The organism is Ochrobactrum sp. Q0168, assembly GCF_016427605.1.
In the GTDB taxonomy this organism is placed as follows: domain Bacteria; phylum Pseudomonadota; class Alphaproteobacteria; order Rhizobiales; family Rhizobiaceae; genus Brucella.
The window spans coordinates 114,004-132,897 of record NZ_JAELXQ010000002.1 but is presented as its reverse complement, the minus strand read 5'-3'; the positions used below and the strand labels follow the sequence as shown (position 1 = coordinate 132,897).

The following is an 18,894-nucleotide window of genomic DNA, read 5'->3' as shown; positions in this document are numbered from 1 at the left end:
AGGTCAAGCTGCATGGGATAACAGGGAGTATTGCGCCATGGGTAGTTATGACGATAACTCGAACGGTTCGCCGATCCCCGGCGGCAGTCTTGCCAAGCCAATCATGATTGCACTTGGCGCCTTGCTGGTCGGCAAGATGCTTGGCGGCAGCAAGGAAGAACCCGCACCGACGCAGGCGCAGCCGGTGCCTGACCAGTCGCAGGCTGGCGGCGGTTTGGGTGGACTTCTCGGCGGGCTGCTTGGCGGCGGCGCTGCTGGCAATGCTTCGCCTTCTGCGGCCAATGAGGCGGGTGGCGGCTTGCTGGGCGGTATTCTGGGCGGCCTTGGCGGACTGCTTGGCGGTGCTGCTGCTGGCAACGCCGCGTCTGCGCCTTCCGCACCGGGCCCGCTCAGCGGCGGCCTCGGTGGCCTTCTGGAACAGCTCAATCAGGCAGGTCTGGGGGACAAGGTGGAATCCTGGATCGGTCAGGGCCAGAACCATCCCATCGAGCCGGGCCAGCTTGGCGATGCCATCGGTCAGAAGACGCTCAGCGAAATCGCAGAACATGCAGGCATCGACCAGCAGGAACTGCTGAACCAGCTTTCGCAGGTCTTGCCGGGTCTGGTGGACAAGCTGACCGCCAACGGTCAGGTGCCGGACACGAACGCGCTTTCCAAGCTGTTGCAGGGTCGCTAATCCAGCGCCATATTGATGAGTGCGGACCGCACCGGCCTGCCGGTGCGGTTTTGTTTTGTGCTATCCGGCCCCCTAAGCACTGCGACGGTTTAATAAGGAGTATGTCTCATGAGCTTTTTCCCATGTCCTGATCCGGTGCTTGGCGACACGACGACAGTGGATGCGATTGAGACGCTGGTGATCCCGCGCACGAGCGATATTGGCGGTCTGGAAGTGCGCCGCGCGCTGCCGACTGTGCGCCGCAGACTGGTGGGGCCATTCATCTTCTTTGACCGTATGGGCCCTGCAGTGCTGCGCGATGGCGATGCGCTGGATGTGCGCCCCCATCCGCATATCGGTCTTTCGACGGTGACCTATCTGTTCGACGGTCATATTCGTCACCGAGACAGTCTTGGCACGGAAATGGTGGTGCGCCCCGGCGATGTGAACCTCATGACGGCTGGGCGCGGTATCGTGCATTCCGAACGCTCGCCGGAAGAGGAGCGCAACGGGCCGCTGTCGATATCGGGCGTTCAGACATGGCTGGCGCTGCCCGATGCGCTGGAAGAAATCGACCCGCATTTCTCTCACACCAATGCGCCCGATCTGCCATGGATGAGCGATTCCGAATTTGATGGTCGCCTGATCATCGGGTCGATGCATGGGCTGAAATCGCCGGTCATCCAGCACGCCGATACGCTTTATGCCGATATCCGCATCAAGCCGCATGGTCGTTTTCCGATTCCGCCAACAGCGGAAGAACGCGCGATCTACACGCTCTCCGGCAATGTGGGCATTGGCGGTGAGGTGTTTCCACCCGACCGGCTTTTGGCCTTCCGCCCCGGTGACGATATTGTCGTGCAGGCCGGGCCTGAAGGCGCGCATATCATGCTTTTCGGCGGCGCGGCGCTCGGGTCGAAACGTTATATCTGGTGGAACTTCGTCTCATCGTCGAAGGAACGCATCGAGCAGGCTAAGGAAGAATGGCGCACGGGTCGTTTCGACATTGTGCCGGGCGACGAACAGGATTTCATACCTTTGCCTGAATAATGACCTTATCGTGTTAGATTGGCGCAGAATGTCCGGCTCTGCTTGATCTGTCCGCGCTGCTGCTATACCGACGACCAATCCAGATAATCCCAAAGACAGGTTGTTTCGATGTCCCGACCCAACACCCCGTTGCTCGACAAGGCGCCGACCCCGGATCGCCTGCGCGCTTTGCCGGAGCAGGACCTGCCGCAACTGGCGGCAGAATTGCGCGCCGAGCTGATCGACGCCGTGTCCACCACGGGCGGGCATCTGGGCGCGGGGCTGGGCGTGGTCGAACTGACGGTTGCGCTGCATCATGTCTTCGATACGCCGCATGACCGCATCATCTGGGATGTCGGCCATCAGGCCTACCCGCACAAGATTCTGACCGGCCGTCGCGACCGCATCCGCACGCTGCGGCAGGAAGGCGGCTTGTCCGGTTTCACCAAGCGTTCCGAAAGCGAATATGACCCATTTGGCGCGGCGCATTCCTCGACGTCGATTTCGGCCGGTCTCGGCATGGCTGTGGCCAGCGATCTTTCCGGCGAAAAGCGCAATGTCATTGCCGTCATCGGCGACGGTTCCATGTCGGCGGGCATGGCCTATGAAGCGATGAACAATGCCGGTGCGCTGGATGCGCGGTTGATCGTGATCCTCAACGATAACGACATGTCGATTGCGCCGCCGACTGGCGCGATGAGCGCTTATCTGGCGCGCCTCGTTTCGGGCCGCACCTATCGCAGCGTTCGCGAAGCCGCCAAGCAGGTGGCGCAGAAGCTGCCGAAATTCTTGCAGGACAAGGCGCGCAAGTCGGAAGAATATGCGCGCGCTTTCTTCACCGGCGGTACGCTGTTCGAGGAGCTGGGCTTCTATTATGTCGGTCCCATTGACGGGCATAATCTCGACCATCTTCTGCCCGTGCTGAAAAATGTGCGCGATACGCAAAAAGGCCCCGTGCTGATCCATGTGGTGACGCAGAAGGGCAAGGGCTATGCGCCTGCCGAAGCTGCCGCAGACAAATATCATGGCGTCAACAAGTTCGATGTGATCACCGGCAAGCAGGCGAAGCCGCCTGCCAATGCGCCGAGCTATACCAAGATTTTCGGCACCAGCCTGATCGAGGAAGCGCGTCACGACGACAAGATCGTGGCGATCACTGCCGCCATGCCGACCGGCACCGGGCTTGACCTCTTCGGCGAAGTTTTTCCGCAGCGCACCTTCGATGTGGGCATTGCCGAACAGCACGCCGTCACGTTTGCCGCTGGTCTCGCCAGCGAGGGCTTCAAGCCGTTCTGCGCCATTTACTCGACCTTCCTGCAGCGTGGTTACGATCAGGTCGTGCATGACGTGTCGATCCAGAACCTGCCGGTGCGTTTCCCCATCGATCGCGCCGGTCTGGTGGGTGCCGACGGCGCCACCCATGCAGGTTCCTTCGATACGGGTTTCCTCGCCGCTCTGCCGGGCTTTGTGGTCATGGCGGCTTCCGACGAGGCCGAACTGCGCCATATGGTGCGCACCGCCGCCGAATATGACGAAAGCCCGATTTCCTTCCGCTATCCGCGTGGTGACGGCGTTGGCGTTGATCTGCCGGAGCGCGGCTCGGTGCTCGAAATCGGCAAGGGCCGCATCGTGCGTGAAGGCACCAAAGTGGCGCTGCTGTCGTTTGGAACACGCTTGCAGGAGTGCCTTGCCGCCGCCGATGAGTTGGGCGCTGCCGGACTTTCGACGACGGTTGCCGATGCGCGTTTTGCCAAGCCGCTCGATCACGATCTGATCCGCCGCCTTGCCCGTGAGCATGAAGTGCTGGTGACGGTCGAGGAGGGCGCGGTGGGCGGCTTTGCTTCGCATGTGCTGCAATTCCTCGCCACCGATGGTCTGCTGGATCGCGGCCTCAAGGTTCGCGCGCTGACGCTGCCCGATATCTATCAGGATCACGGCAAGCCGGATGCGATGTATGCCAGCGCTGGTCTCGACCGCGCGGGTATTGTGCACACGGTCTTCTCGGCGCTTGGCCGGGAAGCCATCGCGACACCCTTCCGTGCCTGATTTCAGGGCGTGATTTCATGAGCGTACCATCTGCCGATAGTCGTCCGCGTCTTGACCAACTGCTGGTCGAACGCGGATTGTTCGCCACGCGCTCGCGCGCCCGCGATGCGATCCAGCGCGGCACGGTCAAGGTGGATGGCAAAGCAGTTACCAAGCCCGGCCAGACGGTGGCGCAGAATTCTGCAATCGTGGTGGACGATCCGGCCAGCGCCTATGTTTCGCGCGCAGCGCTGAAGCTGATCGCGGCGCTCGATCATTTCGATCTCGATGTGAAGGGGCGCACGGCGCTCGATATTGGCGCATCCACCGGCGGCTTTACGCAGGTGCTGCTGGAACGCGGCGCAGGCCACGTCATCGCCATCGATGTCGGGCACGACCAGTTGCATGAAAGCCTGCGCGCTGACGCCCGCGTCACCAACAAGGAGGGCGTCAACGCCCGCGCGCTGGAATTGACACACCTCGACGGGCGCGCCATCGATTGCGTTGTTTCGGATGTCAGTTTCATCTCGCTGAAGCTTGCTTTGCCCCCGGCATTGGCCTTTGCGCAAAAAGATGCTATTTGCGCGCTTCTCGTGAAGCCGCAATTCGAGGCAGGACGTGAAGCTATCGGCAAGGGCGGCATTTTGCGCGACCAGCAGATAAGCGAACGCATCGCAGAAGAACTCAAACTCTGGCTTGAGACGCAGCCCGGCTGGCGCGCGCTCGGCCTTTGTCCGTCGCCCATCGAAGGTGGTGACGGCAATCGTGAATATCTCTTGGCAGGAAAGAAAGACCGATGACGACGCAAGTTACTATCCGCTCGATTGGTGCGGGCGGCGATGGCGTCGCCAATCTTCCCGATGGCCAGGTCTATGTGCCTTTTACGCTGCCGGGCGAAGTGGCCAATGTGGCGCGCGACAAGAACCGTGCGACGCTGATGGCCTTGCTGGAAGCCTCGCCGGAACGGCAGGACCCGGCCTGCGAGCATTTTGAAGCCTGCGGCGGTTGTGCGCTGCAACACTGGCAGGATGAACCCTATCGCCTTTGGAAGCGCGAACTGGTGGTCTCGGCCCTGAAGGGCAGGGGCATCGACGTAGAGGTTGAACCGCTGGTGGCCTGTGCGCCGCATACGCGCCGCCGCGCCGTCTTTGCCGCGCGCAAGACGGAAAAGGGCGTTCTGCTCGGTTTCAATCGCCATCTCAGCCACGAAATCATCGATATTGTCGAATGCCCGGTCACCGTGCCGGAAATCATTGCGCGCCTCGACGATCTGCGCGATGTCGGCGCTTTGCTGGCGCCCGGTTCCAAGCCGTTCAAACTGGCGGCAACGCTGACAGCATCTGGTCTCGATCTCGCGGCAAGCGGTTGCGGCGTGCTTGATGACGACCAGCGCCGCGCCTTGACCGCGCTGGTCATCAGGAAGGGTTTTGCGCGTCTTTCGCATGAGGGCGAAATCATCGTCGAGCCGAAAAAGCCGCTGATCCATTTCGGCAAGGTTCCGGTTCCGGTGCCGCCCGGCTGCTTCCTGCAGGCCACTGTCGAGGCCGAAGAGGCGATGACGGCGCTGGTGCTGAACCATGTCGGCAAGGTAAAGCGCGTTGCCGATCTTTTCTGCGGCGTCGGCACATTTGCGCTGAGACTGGCGGAGAAAAGTGCGGTTCACGCGGTGGAAAACGATGCGGCAGCTCTGGCGGCGCTCGACCGTGGCGTGCGCCATGTGCAGGGTCTGAAGCCGGTGAGCGTCGAACGTCGCGACCTGTTCCGTCGCCCGCTCATGCCGAAGGAATTGCTGCCATATAACGCCGTGGTCTTCGATCCGCCACGTGCGGGTGCCGAAGAACAGGCGCTTGAGCTGGCGAAGTCCAAGGTGGAAAAGGTGGTTGCCGTGTCGTGCAACCCGGTCACGCTTGCCCGCGATCTCGCTATACTGGTGAAGGGCGGCTATCGCATCCAGCGTGTCACGCCCATTGACCAGTTCCTCTGGTCGCCGCATGTGGAAGCGGTGGCGACGCTGGGGAAGAAGTAATGCGATAAATGCCGGGCAGAGCGCCCGGCATTTTCAATTCTGTGGCAGGGTCAGTTGGCCAGTCCGTCGAAATTCGTGAGAATCGTGGTCCAGCCCTTGATGTGACCGTCGCGCGCTTCGGGGCTGCGGAATTTGACCTGCTTCAGCGTAATGTCCGTGGTGTTCGGGTCCACTTCCTTCAGGTCTATCGTCACCACGCTGTCGTCCAGCGAGTGCGGTGAATTCCACGTAAATGCCAGATGCGCATGGGGGTCGATTTCCAGATAGGTGCCGGAATGCGGCACGTCGCGGTCGACCATATGCATCACGATCGAAAAACGGCCGCCTTTCACCGCATCCGTGCTGACATCGGACGGACCGATGCTGTCGCTCGATGCGCGCATGAATTTCGCCAGCGTCACCGGCGAGAGCCATGCGTTGAACACCTTCTCCCGGGGAGCGGCGATCCTGCGATTGACTGTCAGTTCAAGCTCACTCATTTTCCTGTTCCTTCGAAACGAGTACATCCTCCAGCGCCGCAAGGCGCAGTTCCCAGACAGACTTCAGTTCCGCGAACCAGTTTTCCACTTCCCGTACCGGTTCCAGTTCGGCGGCAATGAAATGCTCGCGACCCAAAGTCTTGCGGGTGACCAGCCCTGCCTCCTCCAGCACCTTAATATGCTTGGAGACAGAGTTGAGCGACATGTCGAAATGAGCGGCGAGCGCAGTCACTCTTGATGGCCCCTCCTGTACGAGCAGCGTCAAGATATGCCGTCGCGTAACGTCTCCGACGGCTTTGAGAATATGTGACAGAGCATCATCGTTCATTATTCACCCGTAAGGTTGAATATACGTCATTCATGGGAATAGTCAACCATATGGTTGAACGTTTTTCAATGTGCCATGACAGCTTCCGGCCCGCAAGGGTTGAGCGGGCGTGCAAACAACGAAAAACCATCTGTACGGGGGTACAGATGGTTCAATGCATAAGGGATAGAAGGCTGACCTTGCGAGGACAGGGTTTACATCTTCTCGATGATTTCCGGGTCACCTTCGCGCGGCTTGCCATTGGCGGCAAGGATGGCTGGCACAATGTCTTCCGCCTTATCGATCACCAGCGGCTGCACCTGATGGGCAGTATGGAGAAACCCTTCCACGCGCATATGGTCGAGCAGCGACAGCATGGGTTGCCAGAACTTGTTGATATTGGCGAAGACCATCGGCTTGCGATGCTTGCCAAGCTGCGCCCAGGTCATCATCTCGACGATTTCCTCGACCGTACCGATGCCACCGGGCAGCGTGACGAACGCATCCGACTTCTGGAACATCAGATGCTTGCGCTCGTGCATATCGTCAACGACGATCAGTTCGGTCAGCTGTTCCGCTTTTTCAAGGCTTGCTTCCTTGTCGAGCAGGAAGGTCGGGATGATGCCGGTGACTTCGCCGCCGGCTTCCATCACGCCCTGCGACACCGCACCCATGATGCCGCGTGTGCCGCCGCCATAGACGAGGCGCAGGCCATGCTCTGCAATCGAGCGGCCAAGCGCCAAGCCCGCTTCGCGATAGATGGGGTTCTGGCCCATGGAAGAGCCGCAATAAACGCAAATAGATCGAATCTCAGACATAGTGCTTTTTTGGGCTTTTGAGGCGTGAGCGTCAAGTCGGGCCTCACGCCGCAGCGGTGTAAGAGCCTGAATCAAAAAGCGGCAGGCCGTGGCGAAAATGGTGATTTTCGAGTACCGGAGCGCAATGTACTTAACGTACATGAGCACCGGAACGCAGAAAAACGCCATTTGCAGAACGGTATGGCGACTTTTGGAAAAGGCTCTAAAATCCGTTCATGTCGTATACATTCATGGCCGATATCCTGCCTTCTCTATTTCAAATCAAAACGGAGCTAATTTGAAAATGTTGTCACCAATGAAATTGTCCGTCGCGCTTTTTGCGTTGTCCCTGACCGCCTCGGCGGCGTCAGCTGCTGAAATCACCATCCAATTGCCGGACGACGCGGCGGTCACAACCAATTCCGTCCTTTATAAATGCGGCGAAAAGGACGTGTCCGTCACCTATTACAATGCCGGTGATATTTCGCTCGCGGAGCTTGAACTGGACGACGAAACCGTCATCGCTTCCAATGTGTTGTCCGGTTCCGGCGCGAAATATGCGGGCGGCATTTATATCTGGTGGACCAAGGGTCCCGAAGCCAGTCTCTACAACCTCATGGACGACCCCGAACAGGAAAAGCCCACAAGCTGTGCAGAACAATAAGCAAGCTAAGAAAAACCTCGTACCTTTTGCTAATTCAGTGCAGATTTGTTGTGGGGGAAAGCCAAAAGCTATAAACCCGTTCGAAAGAGCATTTCCAGCAAAAGTGCGAAGCGGTTTTGCGTTGGATAATGCGCGGAAAAAATAGATAGCGCGGTTTCAACGTCTTCGTTTTAACTGGAAACGCGCTCATCTCTGGCGTGGGTTTCGGAACGAAATGCAGAAGAATAGCTTTGGATTGCTCGGCGCTGGCGTGCTGGCCGTTATTGTCGGGTTTGGCCTTTATTGGAATGCAAAGAAGTCAGAACCGGAAGCACCGAAGGCTGGCGTATCCGCGCCCGCTGCTTCTGGCGGCGAACAGCAGGCAGCACAGCCGCAAGCGCCCCAGACAGAGACCCCCGCAGCACAGACGCCGGAGGCGCCAAAGCCTGCGCAATCCGCTGAGGCTGCGCCAAAGGCCGACAAACCGACAACCCCTGTCAAGGAGGTCGCCGCCGAACCGGAACAGCAGCACCAGACGCCGGTCTTTGACGTGTTGCGCGTAGAGCCGGATGGTTCCGTGGTGATTGCGGGCAAGGCCATGCCGAATTCGGACGTGGAAGTCGTGGCGGGCGCGAGCGTCGTCGGCAAGGCGAAGGCAGGCCCCAACGGCGATTTCGTCGTGGTGCTGGACGAGCCGCTGAAGCCGGGCGACCATCAGCTGGTGCTGCGCGCCACCGGAGAGGACAAGGTTGCAACATCGGCCCAGACGGCCATCGTCTCCGTGCCGGATACAAAAAGCGGTCAGGTTCTGGCGCTGGTTGAAGAACCGGGCGCAGCAAGCCGCCTGATCACCAAGCCCGAAGCGACGCCGGCACAGCCCGCCGACAGCGTTGCGGGTGTGGCAACAGCGCCGACCTCAGGCGGAACCACACAGGCCAAGCCTGCGGAAGAACTTCCGATTGCCATCGAGGCAGTGGAAATCGAAGGCGACGCCATTTTCGTGGCAGGCAATGCCAAGGGCGGAAACCGCGTGATCGTCCATGCCAATGATATTCTGATCGGCTCTAGCGCCGTTACGCCGGAAGGCCGGTTCCTGGTGCAGAGCAAGCAGCCGCTGGCCGTGGCCGATTACATCATCCGCGCCGATCTTCTCGACAATGCAAACCGTGTCATCGCCACGGCGCGCGTGCCGTTCCGTCGCGAGGCTGGCGCCAATATTTCGGCAGTCGCGCCCGCCGCCAATGGTGCAGCTTCCTCGGCAGAGGCAAGCGCCGAGGACAAGACCGCGCTGCAAAAGGTCGAGGGTTCGGTGATCATTCGTCGTGGCGACAATCTGTGGACGATATCCAAGCGCGCCTATGGCAAGGGCACGCGTTACACGACGATCTATCTTGCCAATCGCGAGCAGATCAAAAACCCCGATCTCATCTGGCCGGGGCAGGTGTTCCACATGCCGAAGGAGCCTCTGGGCGACGAGGAAGTGCAGCGCCAGACACGCGAACCACAGAACTGATCGTTTGCGGTCTGCGCAACAATCACGATAGCTTGTTTTTACTTTCGCGGCGTTTTTTGGAAAAGACGCCGCGAAATCTTGTGTTCTGAGGTATGATCGTATATCGTCGATATACGATGAAGATTTCCCTGACTGATCAGGCCGCAGCCGATCTTGGCTCGATGGCGAAAGGCGACGAGGACGCCGCGCGGACCTATGCCGCGCTGGGGCACCCGGTGCGCATCGCCATTTTACGGCAGCTGATCCTGGAGGATGCCTGCTGCTGCAAGGATATTGTCGGCAGGCTGGACCTCGCTCAATCCACTGTTTCCCAGCATTTGAAGGTTCTCGTAACCGCAAGGCTGATCGACTATCGACCCGAACGCCAGTCTTCGCGCTACAGCGTCAACTGGCAGCAAATCAATGCCATTCGCACCCACTTGGCCGCATTTGCCGGTGGTTGTTGCACGTTATGATCTGACCGAAAGAACGCCTGATGAGCTCCTCGAAAACGGTTTCTGCCGACTCCGGCGAAACATTCAAGACACTGCGCAATCTCTGGCCCTATATGTGGCCCGAGGGCAGGCCAGACCTGCGCATGCGTGTGGTGTGGGCGACGTTCTATCTCGTCCTTTCGAAGATCGTGCTCATTCTCGTTCCCTATTTCTTCAAATGGGCGACGAATGCGCTGAACGGACAGCTGCAGGCGCCGGGCTATGTGCCGCTCTTCCTGACCGGCGCGGTCATGCTGGTGGCGGCCTATAATGGATCGAGGATTGTGCAGGCTGGTCTCAACCAGCTGCGTGATGCTTTGTTCGCCAGTGTCGGCCAATATGCGGTGCGTCAGCTCGCCTACCGGACATTCGTGCACATGCATCAGCTTTCGCTGCGCTTTCATCTGGAGCGGCGCACGGGCGGCCTGTCGCGTGTGATCGAGCGCGGCACGAAGGGCATCGAAACCATCGTCCGCTTCACCATTCTCAACACGCTGCCGACCATTCTGGAATTTGCAATGACGGCGGTGATCTTCGCTGTCTCCTACGGCATCTCCTACCTGGTCGTCGTGGCGGCGACGGTCTGGCTCTATACGTGGTTCACCATCAAGGCGAGCGACTGGCGCATCAACATCCGCCGCGAGATGAACGATTCCGATACGGACGCCAATACCAAGGCCATCGACTCCCTGCTGAACTTCGAGACGGTCAAATATTTCGGCAATGAGGCGATGGAGGCCAAGCGCTTCGATGCTTCTATGGCGCGGTATGAAAAGGCTGCGACCCAGACATGGACCTCACTCGGCTGGCTGAACTTCGGTCAGGCGGTGATCTTCGGCGTGGGTATGGCGATCGTCATGGTGATGTCGGCGCTGGAAGTGCGGGCCGGAACGCAATCCATCGGCGATTTCGTCTTCATCAACGCGCTGCTGATGCAGCTTTCCATTCCGCTCAACTTCATCGGCTTCATCTATCGCGAAATCCGTCAGGGTCTGACCGATATCGAACAGATGTTCGACCTGCTTGATGTGAAGCAGGAAGTGAGCGACAAGCCGGGCGCCAAGCCGCTGCATGTCGATAAGGGCGCGATCCGCTTCGACGACGTGCATTTTGCCTATGATTCCAACCGCCCGATCCTCAAGGGCATCAGCTTCGAGGTTCCGGCAGGCAAGACGGTGGCGATTGTCGGGCCTTCGGGCGCAGGCAAGTCCACGATCTCGCGGCTGCTGTTCCGCTTCTACGACATTCAGTCGGGCTCGGTGACCATCGACGGGCAGGATGTGCGCGACGTGACGCAGGAAAGCCTGCGCAAGGTCATCGGCATGGTGCCGCAGGATACGGTGCTGTTCAACGACACCATCGCCTATAATATTCGCTATGGCCGCACCGATGCGACCGAGGAAGAAGTGGAAAAGGCCGCTGAAATGGCGCAGATATCCCATTTCATCCAGCACCTGCCGGACGGCTATAAATCCATGGTCGGCGAGCGTGGCCTGAAACTTTCAGGCGGTGAAAAACAGCGCGTCGCCATTGCACGCACGATCCTGAAAGCACCGCCGATCCTGATCCTTGATGAAGCGACCTCGGCGCTGGATACGGCGACTGAGCAGGAAATCCAGTCAGCACTGGATATTGTCAGCCGTGGCCGCACGACACTGGTTATCGCGCACCGTCTTTCGACGGTCATCGGTGCGGATGAAATCATCGTGCTCAAGGACGGTTTGATCGCCGAGCGTGGCACCCATCGTCAGCTTCTGAAGCACAAGGGCCTTTATGCCTCGATGTGGGATCGTCAGCGCGAGGCCGATGAGGCCGAAGAGCGCCTGCGTCAGGTTCGCGAGAGCGACGATATGGGCGTGGTTGTGCGCGGAACCCCTGCGGCGGAGTGATCACGCCACCTGACAGTCGTGCATAAATTGCGAAATGCATTTTGAGATTCCGGGAGTCATGCGCTACATACGGCTAAAGCATCTTGCAGCCAAATGGGAACATCTGGCGTCGCATAAATGCGTCCCGAGCAGAGATTTAGAGTGCCGGTCTGGTGAAGCCAGATCTTATGCGCTCTGAATACGAGGAACAAGCGATGAGCCTGACTGACACTATCCGCAACACTTTCGTGCCGATTCACCGGGAAGGCTATCCGTTCATAGCGGGCTTTTTCGTGGTTTCGCTGATCCTTGGCTGGCTGTGGAACCCGCTGTTCTGGATCGGCATGGTGCTCACGGTCTGGTGCATCTATTTCTACCGCGATCCCGAACGCGTGACGCCGATGGACGACGATCTCGTCATCAGCCCGGCGGACGGCAAGGTTTCTTTCGTCGGCCCCGCCATTCCCCCTGCCGAACTCGATCTCGGTTATGAACCGCTGATGCGCGTTTCCGTGTTCATGAATGTCTTTTCCGTGCATATCAACCGTTCGCCGGTGCGCGGCCAGATCGTCAAGGTCGAGCATCGCCCGGGCAAGTTCCTCAATGCGGAACTGGACAAGGCCAGCACCGAAAACGAACGCAACAGCGTTCTGATCGAAAGCCCGCATGGCAAGGTCGGCGTGGTGCAGATCGCCGGTCTGGTGGCGCGGCGCATCGTGTGCTGGTCCAATCAGGATGACGATCTGTCGGTCGGCGAACGTTTTGGCCTGATCCGCTTCGGCTCCCGCGTCGATGTCTATCTGCCGGCCGATGCCACCGTGCGCGTGGCTGTTGGCCAGACGGCCGTTGCCGGTGAAACGGTGCTCGCCGATTATGGCAGCAACCGTGGCGAACCCGTCGTCCGGATTGCGTAGCCGATGGGAACACCTTTTCCGCCTTTTGAGCCCAATGGCCGCGTGGATTCATCCCGCGGCCCAAAGCTGTCGCAGATACCACTGCGTATCGTTATCCCGAACCTCATCACGGTTCTGGCCATCTGTGCGGGTCTGACCGGCATTCGTCTTGCCTTTGAAAACCGCTTCGAACTGGCCGTCGCCATGGTTCTGGTCGCGGCCTTCCTCGACGGCATCGACGGACGTGTCGCGCGTATGATGAAAGGCTCGTCGAAATTCGGCGAGCAGATGGATTCATTGGCCGATATCGTCAATTTCGGCGTTGCGCCCGCATTGGTGCTCTATGCGTTCATGCTGGATCAGGCGCGTTCCTTCGGCTGGATCGCCGGTCTTCTCTATGCGATTGCCTGCTGCCTTCGTCTGGCGCGCTTCAATGTGATGCTGGAAGACCCGAACCGGCCTGCCTGGCAGAGCAATTATTTCATCGGCGTGCCTGCGCCCGCTGGCGCCATGCTGGTGCTGCTGCCGGTTTATCTCGGTTTTCTCGGCCTGACGCCTTCGCGCGGGCTGGCTTTCGGCGTTGCCATTTATACCGTGGCTATCGCGTTCCTGCTGGTCAGCCGCCTGCCGGTCTATAATGGCAAATCGGCGGGCAGCCTCGTGCGCCGCGATATCGTGATGCCGCTGATCCTCTGTGTGGTCGTCTATGTGGCGTTTCTGATGAGCTTCACATGGCAGACACTGAGCTTGACAGCTCTGGCCTATCTGGCTTTCCTGCCGTTCAGCCTTGCCGCATGGAACCGCCGCGAGGCTGCGGATCGGACAGCGGCGGAAGAAACTGCGGCCGAGAGCGAGGAAGACAAGCCGCCGGTTTCAGAAGATAACTGACGGCAGTTTTTCCTGAATGAATTCAACGCGCTCCTCGACCGAAGTTTTCGGCAGGAGCGCGATTTCATATCCGAACCGGCGATAGGTTTCTTCCATCGCTGCGAATGTCCGTACGGCCTCATCGAAATCCTGCTTGCGCTCGGCATCTTGCCCGAAAATCTCCGGCCACGGCGGGGCGAGAAACACCGTTTTGTTATAACGAATCTGCTGTGCAGCCGTTTCCATATGTGGCGGAACGGGCAAGCCGCAGAGCGAAAGATAGCCGATCACATCCGGCACGCCGCGATCGAAGAACACGAGCCCTGTTTGGTCTTGCGCAAAGCGGTATGAACGCATTTCCCACGACAGCATTAGTTCGGCGAAAAGCGCCCGGTCATCCCATGGCAGGGCCGTGCCGCCGTTGGATACCTGATTCTGAATGATGGCGCGCCCGGCTTCCATGGTGCGCGCAAAGCCTCGCTGTTCGAGCGCATCGATCAGCGTGCTCTTGCCCGATCCGGGTCCGCCGCTGATGACGATGAAGCGCGTGGTGGCGTCAGTCATTTCGTACTCCAGACAATGAATTGCGTTGCGGCGTGCGAAGGCGCATGCCGGTGATGATAGATTTCTTTGGAAGGGAAAAAGCCCGCGACAAGGCCGACGATGAGGCGGCGAGGGCTGGTATCTATAAAATAACGCTGACCTTGCACGTTGGCAAGGCCAGCCAAAGAGCATTACGACGGCATGTGATAGTCGAGGAAGCGGTCCTGACGCACGTCGAACAGCTTGCCAGTGACGTTAAGCGCCGGATCGGCAAGCTTGACGATCTTTTCGGCCACTTCCTGCGGTGTCGGCAGGGTGTCGGGGTCTTCGCCAGGCATGGCCTGCGCGCGCATGGCGGTGCGGGTCGCGCCGGGATTGACCGAGTTGACCTTGAGCGCCATCTGCTTGGTCTCTTCGGCCCAGCTGCGCGCCATCACCTCGACAGCCGCCTTGGACGCAGCATAAGGGCCCCAGAAGGCGCGGCAGCTATGCGCAACGCCGGATGAAAGCAGAATGGCGCGCCCGGCATCGGAAAGCCGCAGCAGCGGATCGGTCGAGCGGATCAGCCGCCATACGCTGGTCACGTTGACATTCATGACCTTTTCAAAGGTCTTTGCTTCCACATGGCCGATCGGCGAGATGGTGCCCAGCACGCCCGCATTGGCGACCATGATATCGAGCTTGCCCCAGCGTTCGTGGATCGAACCGCCAAGACGGTCAATGGCTTCCATATCGGTGATGTCGAGCGGCACCAATGTCGCGCTGCCGCCAAGCTTGCGAATATCGTCGTCCAGTTCTTCAAGGCCGCCGACAGTACGCGCAACGGCGATCACATGCGCGCCGCGCTTCGCCAGTTCCAGCGAAAGAAAATACCCAATGCCGCGCGATGCGCCCGTTACCAGGGCTAGCCGGCCCGTAAGGTCGATTGTCATTCCGTCCCCAACGACTTTTTATGTGAAGGATTGGAGCGGCCCGCAGGCCGCCCAGTTCGCGAATTTGCGTTAGCCGTTGCTGGCCAGCAGCGACAGCGTGTGGATGTTGCTTTCGCCTTCCTGATCGAGAAGGCGGGTCGGGTAGTCACCCGTGAAATAGTGATCCGTGAAGGCAGGGGCCTTGGGATCACGCGGCTTGCCGCCGACTGCCTTGTAGAGACCGTCGATAGACAGGAAGGCCAGCGAATCCGCGCCGATGTAACGGCACATGGATTCCAAATCTTCATGCTGGTTGGCGAGAAGCTTGTCGGCGTGCGGCGTGTCGATGCCGTAGAAATCCGGATGATAGATCATCGGGCTCGCCACGCGCATATGGACTTCCTTCGCGCCCGCATCGCGCATCATCTGCACGATCTTGACCGAGGTGGTGCCGCGCACGATGGAATCATCCACCAGCACAACGCGCTTGCCTTCGATCATGGCGCGATTGGCCGAATGCTTCAGCTTCACGCCCAGGGCGCGAATTTGCTGCGTCGGCTCGATGAAGGTGCGCCCGACATAATGGTTGCGGATGATGCCATATTCGAAAGGAATGCCGCTTGCCTGCGCAAAGCCGAGCGCCGCAGGCGTGCCGCCATCGGGCACCGGCACGATGACATCGGCTTCGACACCGGCTTCACCGGCCAGCTCGATGCCCATATTCTTGCGCGCGACATAGACGCTGCGTCCGCCGACGACCGAATCCGGACGGGCGAAATAGACATATTCAAACAGGCACAGACGTTCCGGCTGTGGGTTTTCCGCCTTGATGGACTGGGTCGTGATCGAGCCGTCCTGCTGGATTTCGCAGACGATCACTTCCCCATTTTCGACGTCGCGGATGTATTTCGCGCCGATGATGTCGAGGGCGCAGGTTTCCGAGCAGAAGATCGGCTTGCCATCCAGTTCGCCCATGACGAGCGGACGGATGCCGATCGGATCGCGCGCGGCGATCAGCTTGGTGCGGGTCAGCGCCAGCATGGCGTAGCCGCCTTCAACCTGACGGATCGCATCCACGAAGCGGTCCGAAGACGAGGGGAAACGCGAACGGGCGATCATATGCAAAACGACTTCCGTATCAGATGTCGCCTGGAAGATCGCGCCCGAAGCGATCAGCTGCTTGCGCAGCGAAATGCCGTTGGTGAAATTGCCGTTATGGGCAATGGCAATGCCGCCGACTTCCAGTTCCGCGAAAAGCGGCTGCACATTGCGCAGGATCGTTTCGCCGGTGGTGGAATAGCGCACATGGCCAATGGCGCGGTCGCCGGGCAGGCGGTTCAGCGTGGCGGCGTCGGTGAAATGGTCCCCGACGAGGCCCATATGACGCTCGGAGTGGAAGCGGCGATTGTGGTACGAGACGATACCGGCGGCTTCCTGACCGCGATGCTGAAGGGCGTGCAGACCGAGCGCTGTCAGCGCTGCGGCGTCTTCATGACCCAAAATGCCGAATACACCACATTCTTCATGCAGGGTGTCGTCATCCAGCATAAAGGAAGTCTCATCATGCGACTGTTGGAACATTGTCCGCAAGGCCTTTCGATTGCGGGTTGTTAAAAACAACATTTACATGAAAGGGCGCCTTTTTGAAAGCGATCCCTTGAACCCGCGTCAGTTAAGCTGATCATATAGGCCTTTATTGGGCCCAAAAACAGATGAAACCGGCACAAGCCGGTTTCAATTTTTTAAATCAGTTGCTGCTTATTGCTGCGCTGGCGCGTCATCCGGCACAGGCGCTTCTTCCTGGTCGCCGGTCGCCGGTGCATTGCGCTGCGGCTTCAGCTTTTCGACCATCGATTCCGGGTCAGCAGGCAGGAGATTGCGCAGCTGCTCGCCGAAGGAATCGAGCATCGGCTTCGATTTGGCGTTGGTCACCCAGGCCGGCTGATTTTCCGGCACCAGCCAGTTGAAGAACAGCATGGCGACAACAACGAGAAGCACGCCGCGGGCCGCACCGAACAGGAAGCCAAGCGTCCGGTCGAGCGCGCCGATGCGGCTGTCGATGATGAAATCCGCGATCTTCATGGTGATCAGCGAAACGATGATCAGCACCACGAGGAACACCGCGGCCATAGCGGCGATCATGGCCAGCGTGTCGTTGTTGATATAGGGCTTTATATAGGGCAGCACCGGCTTATAGAATAGAAACGCCGCAGCTGCCGCCGCAGCCCAGGATACGAGCGACAGTACTTCGCGGGAAAAACCGCGCACCATCGCCAGAACTGCTGATACCAGCGTTATCCCGAGTAGAATTCCATCAAGCATGGTTATGGGCATTCTGGCCTGTCCTTAGTTTTTCGCGCAAGCGTTCCGGTGCGCAGGGCAGTCAAAGACGCGGAAGCTTAACATCGGAAGGTTGACAGAATCTTCCCGCGTTAAGCCCCTGAATTATTACTTCTTTCCGGCGCCCGATGCTGCAATGCGCGCAACGAGGTCGGGCAGGGCGGCTGTCTCCATGAGACGGAAGCTGCGATCTTTCCACAGTTCGCCGCTGCCGCTTGGTACTTCCGCCTGCCGGAAGCCGAGTTTCTCCGCTTCCTTCAATCTCTGTACTGCATGCGTTACCGCACGAACAGCACCGGAAAGGCTGATTTCGCCGAAATAAACACAATCTGGCGGAAGGGCAATACCGGCCATGGATGAAACCAGCGCCGATGCAACGGCGATATCGGCAGCCGGTTCGCTGATCCGATAGCCGCCCGCGACATTCAGATAGACATCGTGCTGGCCGAAACGGACGCCGCAATGCGATTCCAGCACGGCGAGGATCATGGCGAGACGCCCGCCATCCCAGCCAACGACCGCGCGGCGCGGCGTGCCGAGCGAGGAGGGGGCGACAAGAGCCTGAATTTCCACCAGAACCGGGCGCGTGCCTTCCATGCCGGCGAAAACCGCCGCGCCCGGCGCTTTTTCGTTGCGTTCGCCGAGAAAAAGCTCGGAAGGATTGGACACTTCACGCAAGCCGCCATCGGACATTTCAAAAACGCCGATTTCGTCGGTGGGGCCAAAGCGGTTCTTCACCGTGCGCAAAATGCGGTAATGATGGCCGCCTTCACCTTCGAAATAGAGAACGCCATCGACCATATGTTCGACCACGCGGGGACCGGCAATCTGGCCTTCCTTGGTGACATGGCCGACCAGCACCACCGCAGCGCCGGTCTGCTTGGCGTAGCGGATCAGGGCCTGCGCCGAAGATCGTACCTGCGTGACCGTGCCGGGGGCTGAATCCGCCATGTCGGTCCACAAGGTCTGGATCGAATCGATGATCACCAGATCGGGACGTTTGCCATCGGATATGGTGGCGATAATGTCTTCGACATTGGTTTCGGCGGCAAGTTCCACCGCCGACGAGGCTACGCCGAGACGCTGCGCGCGCAGGCGGATCTGCGCGACCGCTTCTTCGCCCGAAACATAGACGATGCGGTGGCCGCGATTGGCGAGGGCTGCCGCCGCCTGCGTCAGAAGCGTGGATTTGCCGATGCCGGGATCGCCGCCGATCAAAAGCGCCGAACCGCGCACAAAACCGCCGCCGGTCACCCGGTCAAGTTCGCTGATGCCGGAAATAATGCGCGGCGCGTCTTCGATGTCGCCGGAAAGCGAGGTCAGCGCCACGGCGCGACCCTTGCGCTTCGACAACATCGCGCCCGGGCCGGAGCCGATGCCGCTATTGGTGCCTTCCTCGACGAGGGTGTTCCACTCGCCGCAGGAATCGCACTTGCCCGCCCAGCGCGTATGCACTGTACCGCAATTCTGGCAGATGAATTGAATGCGCGCCTTGGCCATCACAGACGCGCCTTTTTTGAAAACA

At 59.5% G+C, this 18,894-nt stretch carries 19 protein-coding genes; 11 read left to right on the top strand and 8 right to left on the bottom strand.

Annotated features, from left to right (window positions below; translation table 11 throughout):
* Window positions 1-37: 37 nt before the first annotated feature.
* The 5 genes from JAU75_RS04965 (at window position 38) to JAU75_RS04945 (ending at window position 5,735) form a co-directional block, all read left to right on the top strand.
* Window positions 38-676 carry a YidB family protein gene (locus tag JAU75_RS04965; RefSeq protein WP_199055142.1) on the top strand — a complete coding sequence of 213 codons (639 nt, stop codon included), beginning with the start codon at window positions 38-40 and terminating at the stop codon, window positions 674-676.
* Window positions 677-784: 108 nt separating this feature from the next.
* On the top strand, window positions 785-1,705 hold the full coding sequence (locus tag JAU75_RS04960) for a pirin family protein (protein ID WP_199055141.1): 921 nt from the start codon (window positions 785-787) through the stop codon (window positions 1,703-1,705).
* Between the two features lie 108 nt (window positions 1,706-1,813).
* The gene (gene dxs / locus JAU75_RS04955; protein ID WP_199055140.1) at window positions 1,814-3,730 is read left to right on the top strand and encodes a 1-deoxy-D-xylulose-5-phosphate synthase; all 1,917 of its coding nucleotides are present in this window, start codon (window positions 1,814-1,816) and stop codon (window positions 3,728-3,730) included.
* Window positions 3,731-3,747: 17 nt separating this feature from the next.
* A complete protein-coding gene (locus tag JAU75_RS04950; protein WP_199055139.1) occupies window positions 3,748-4,509 on the top strand; it encodes a TlyA family RNA methyltransferase in 762 nt (253 codons plus the stop codon).
* Window positions 4,506-5,735: a class I SAM-dependent RNA methyltransferase gene (locus JAU75_RS04945; RefSeq protein ID WP_199055138.1), complete on the top strand. Its 1,230-nt coding sequence runs from the start codon at window positions 4,506-4,508 to the stop codon at window positions 5,733-5,735. Before JAU75_RS04950 ends, JAU75_RS04945 begins: the two co-directional genes overlap by 4 nt.
* A 50-nt stretch (window positions 5,736-5,785) precedes the next feature.
* On the opposite strand, the gene JAU75_RS04940 is transcribed toward JAU75_RS04945, so the two are convergent.
* The 3 genes from JAU75_RS04940 to JAU75_RS04930 form a co-directional block, all read right to left on the bottom strand.
* Window positions 5,786-6,214 carry an SRPBCC domain-containing protein gene (locus tag JAU75_RS04940; RefSeq protein ID WP_199055137.1) on the bottom strand — a complete coding sequence of 143 codons (429 nt, stop codon included), beginning with the start codon at window positions 6,212-6,214 and terminating at the stop codon, window positions 5,786-5,788.
* Complete coding sequence (locus tag JAU75_RS04935) at window positions 6,207-6,542, bottom strand: metalloregulator ArsR/SmtB family transcription factor (protein WP_199055136.1); 336 nt, start codon at window positions 6,540-6,542, stop codon at window positions 6,207-6,209. The genes JAU75_RS04940 and JAU75_RS04935 overlap by 8 nt, the downstream gene beginning before the upstream one ends.
* Before the next feature lie 194 nt (window positions 6,543-6,736).
* Entirely contained in the window at window positions 6,737-7,339 is a 603-nt protein-coding gene (locus tag JAU75_RS04930; RefSeq protein ID WP_199055135.1) for a TIGR00730 family Rossman fold protein, read from the bottom strand.
* A gap of 283 nt (window positions 7,340-7,622) precedes the next feature.
* Here JAU75_RS04930 and JAU75_RS04925 point away from each other — a divergent pair, with 283 nt between their 5' ends.
* From JAU75_RS04925 to pssA, 6 genes are all read left to right on the top strand, one after another.
* Window positions 7,623-7,982 (top strand): MliC family protein, encoded by a 360-nt coding sequence (locus tag JAU75_RS04925; RefSeq protein WP_371836114.1) that lies wholly within the window; start codon window positions 7,623-7,625, stop codon window positions 7,980-7,982.
* 214 nt (window positions 7,983-8,196) lie between these two features.
* Window positions 8,197-9,474: an Ig-like domain-containing protein gene (locus JAU75_RS04920; protein WP_199055133.1), complete on the top strand. Its 1,278-nt coding sequence runs from the start codon at window positions 8,197-8,199 to the stop codon at window positions 9,472-9,474.
* Between the two features lie 116 nt (window positions 9,475-9,590).
* Entirely contained in the window at window positions 9,591-9,929 is a 339-nt protein-coding gene (locus JAU75_RS04915) for a metalloregulator ArsR/SmtB family transcription factor (protein WP_199055130.1), read from the top strand.
* 20 nt (window positions 9,930-9,949) lie between these two features.
* Complete coding sequence (locus JAU75_RS04910) at window positions 9,950-11,836, top strand: ABC transporter ATP-binding protein/permease (protein WP_199055128.1); 1,887 nt, start codon at window positions 9,950-9,952, stop codon at window positions 11,834-11,836.
* 167 nt (window positions 11,837-12,003) lie between these two features.
* A complete protein-coding gene (locus JAU75_RS04905) occupies window positions 12,004-12,729 on the top strand; it encodes a phosphatidylserine decarboxylase (RefSeq protein ID WP_199055126.1) in 726 nt (241 codons plus the stop codon).
* Between the two features lie 3 nt (window positions 12,730-12,732).
* Window positions 12,733-13,596, top strand: a complete 864-nt coding sequence (gene pssA / locus JAU75_RS04900; RefSeq protein ID WP_199055124.1) for a CDP-diacylglycerol--serine O-phosphatidyltransferase — start codon at window positions 12,733-12,735, stop codon at window positions 13,594-13,596.
* Here the strand turns inward: pssA and JAU75_RS04895 are convergent.
* From JAU75_RS04895 to radA, 5 genes are all read right to left on the bottom strand, one after another.
* Window positions 13,582-14,139: an AAA family ATPase gene (locus JAU75_RS04895; RefSeq protein ID WP_199055122.1), complete on the bottom strand. Its 558-nt coding sequence runs from the start codon at window positions 14,137-14,139 to the stop codon at window positions 13,582-13,584. The two genes, pssA and JAU75_RS04895, sit on opposite strands and share 15 nt — an antisense overlap.
* 170 nt (window positions 14,140-14,309) lie before the next feature.
* Window positions 14,310-15,050, bottom strand: coding sequence for an SDR family NAD(P)-dependent oxidoreductase (locus tag JAU75_RS04890; protein WP_199055120.1), 741 nt, complete (start codon window positions 15,048-15,050; stop codon window positions 14,310-14,312).
* Between the two features lie 69 nt (window positions 15,051-15,119).
* Entirely contained in the window at window positions 15,120-16,610 is a 1,491-nt protein-coding gene (purF, locus tag JAU75_RS04885; protein ID WP_199055119.1) for an amidophosphoribosyltransferase, read from the bottom strand.
* Window positions 16,611-16,787: 177 nt separating this feature from the next.
* Window positions 16,788-17,363, bottom strand: coding sequence for a CvpA family protein (locus JAU75_RS04880; protein WP_199055117.1), 576 nt, complete (start codon window positions 17,361-17,363; stop codon window positions 16,788-16,790).
* Between the two features lie 114 nt (window positions 17,364-17,477).
* Entirely contained in the window at window positions 17,478-18,869 is a 1,392-nt protein-coding gene (radA, locus tag JAU75_RS04875; RefSeq protein ID WP_199055115.1) for a DNA repair protein RadA, read from the bottom strand.
* Window positions 18,870-18,894 lie beyond the last annotated feature (25 nt).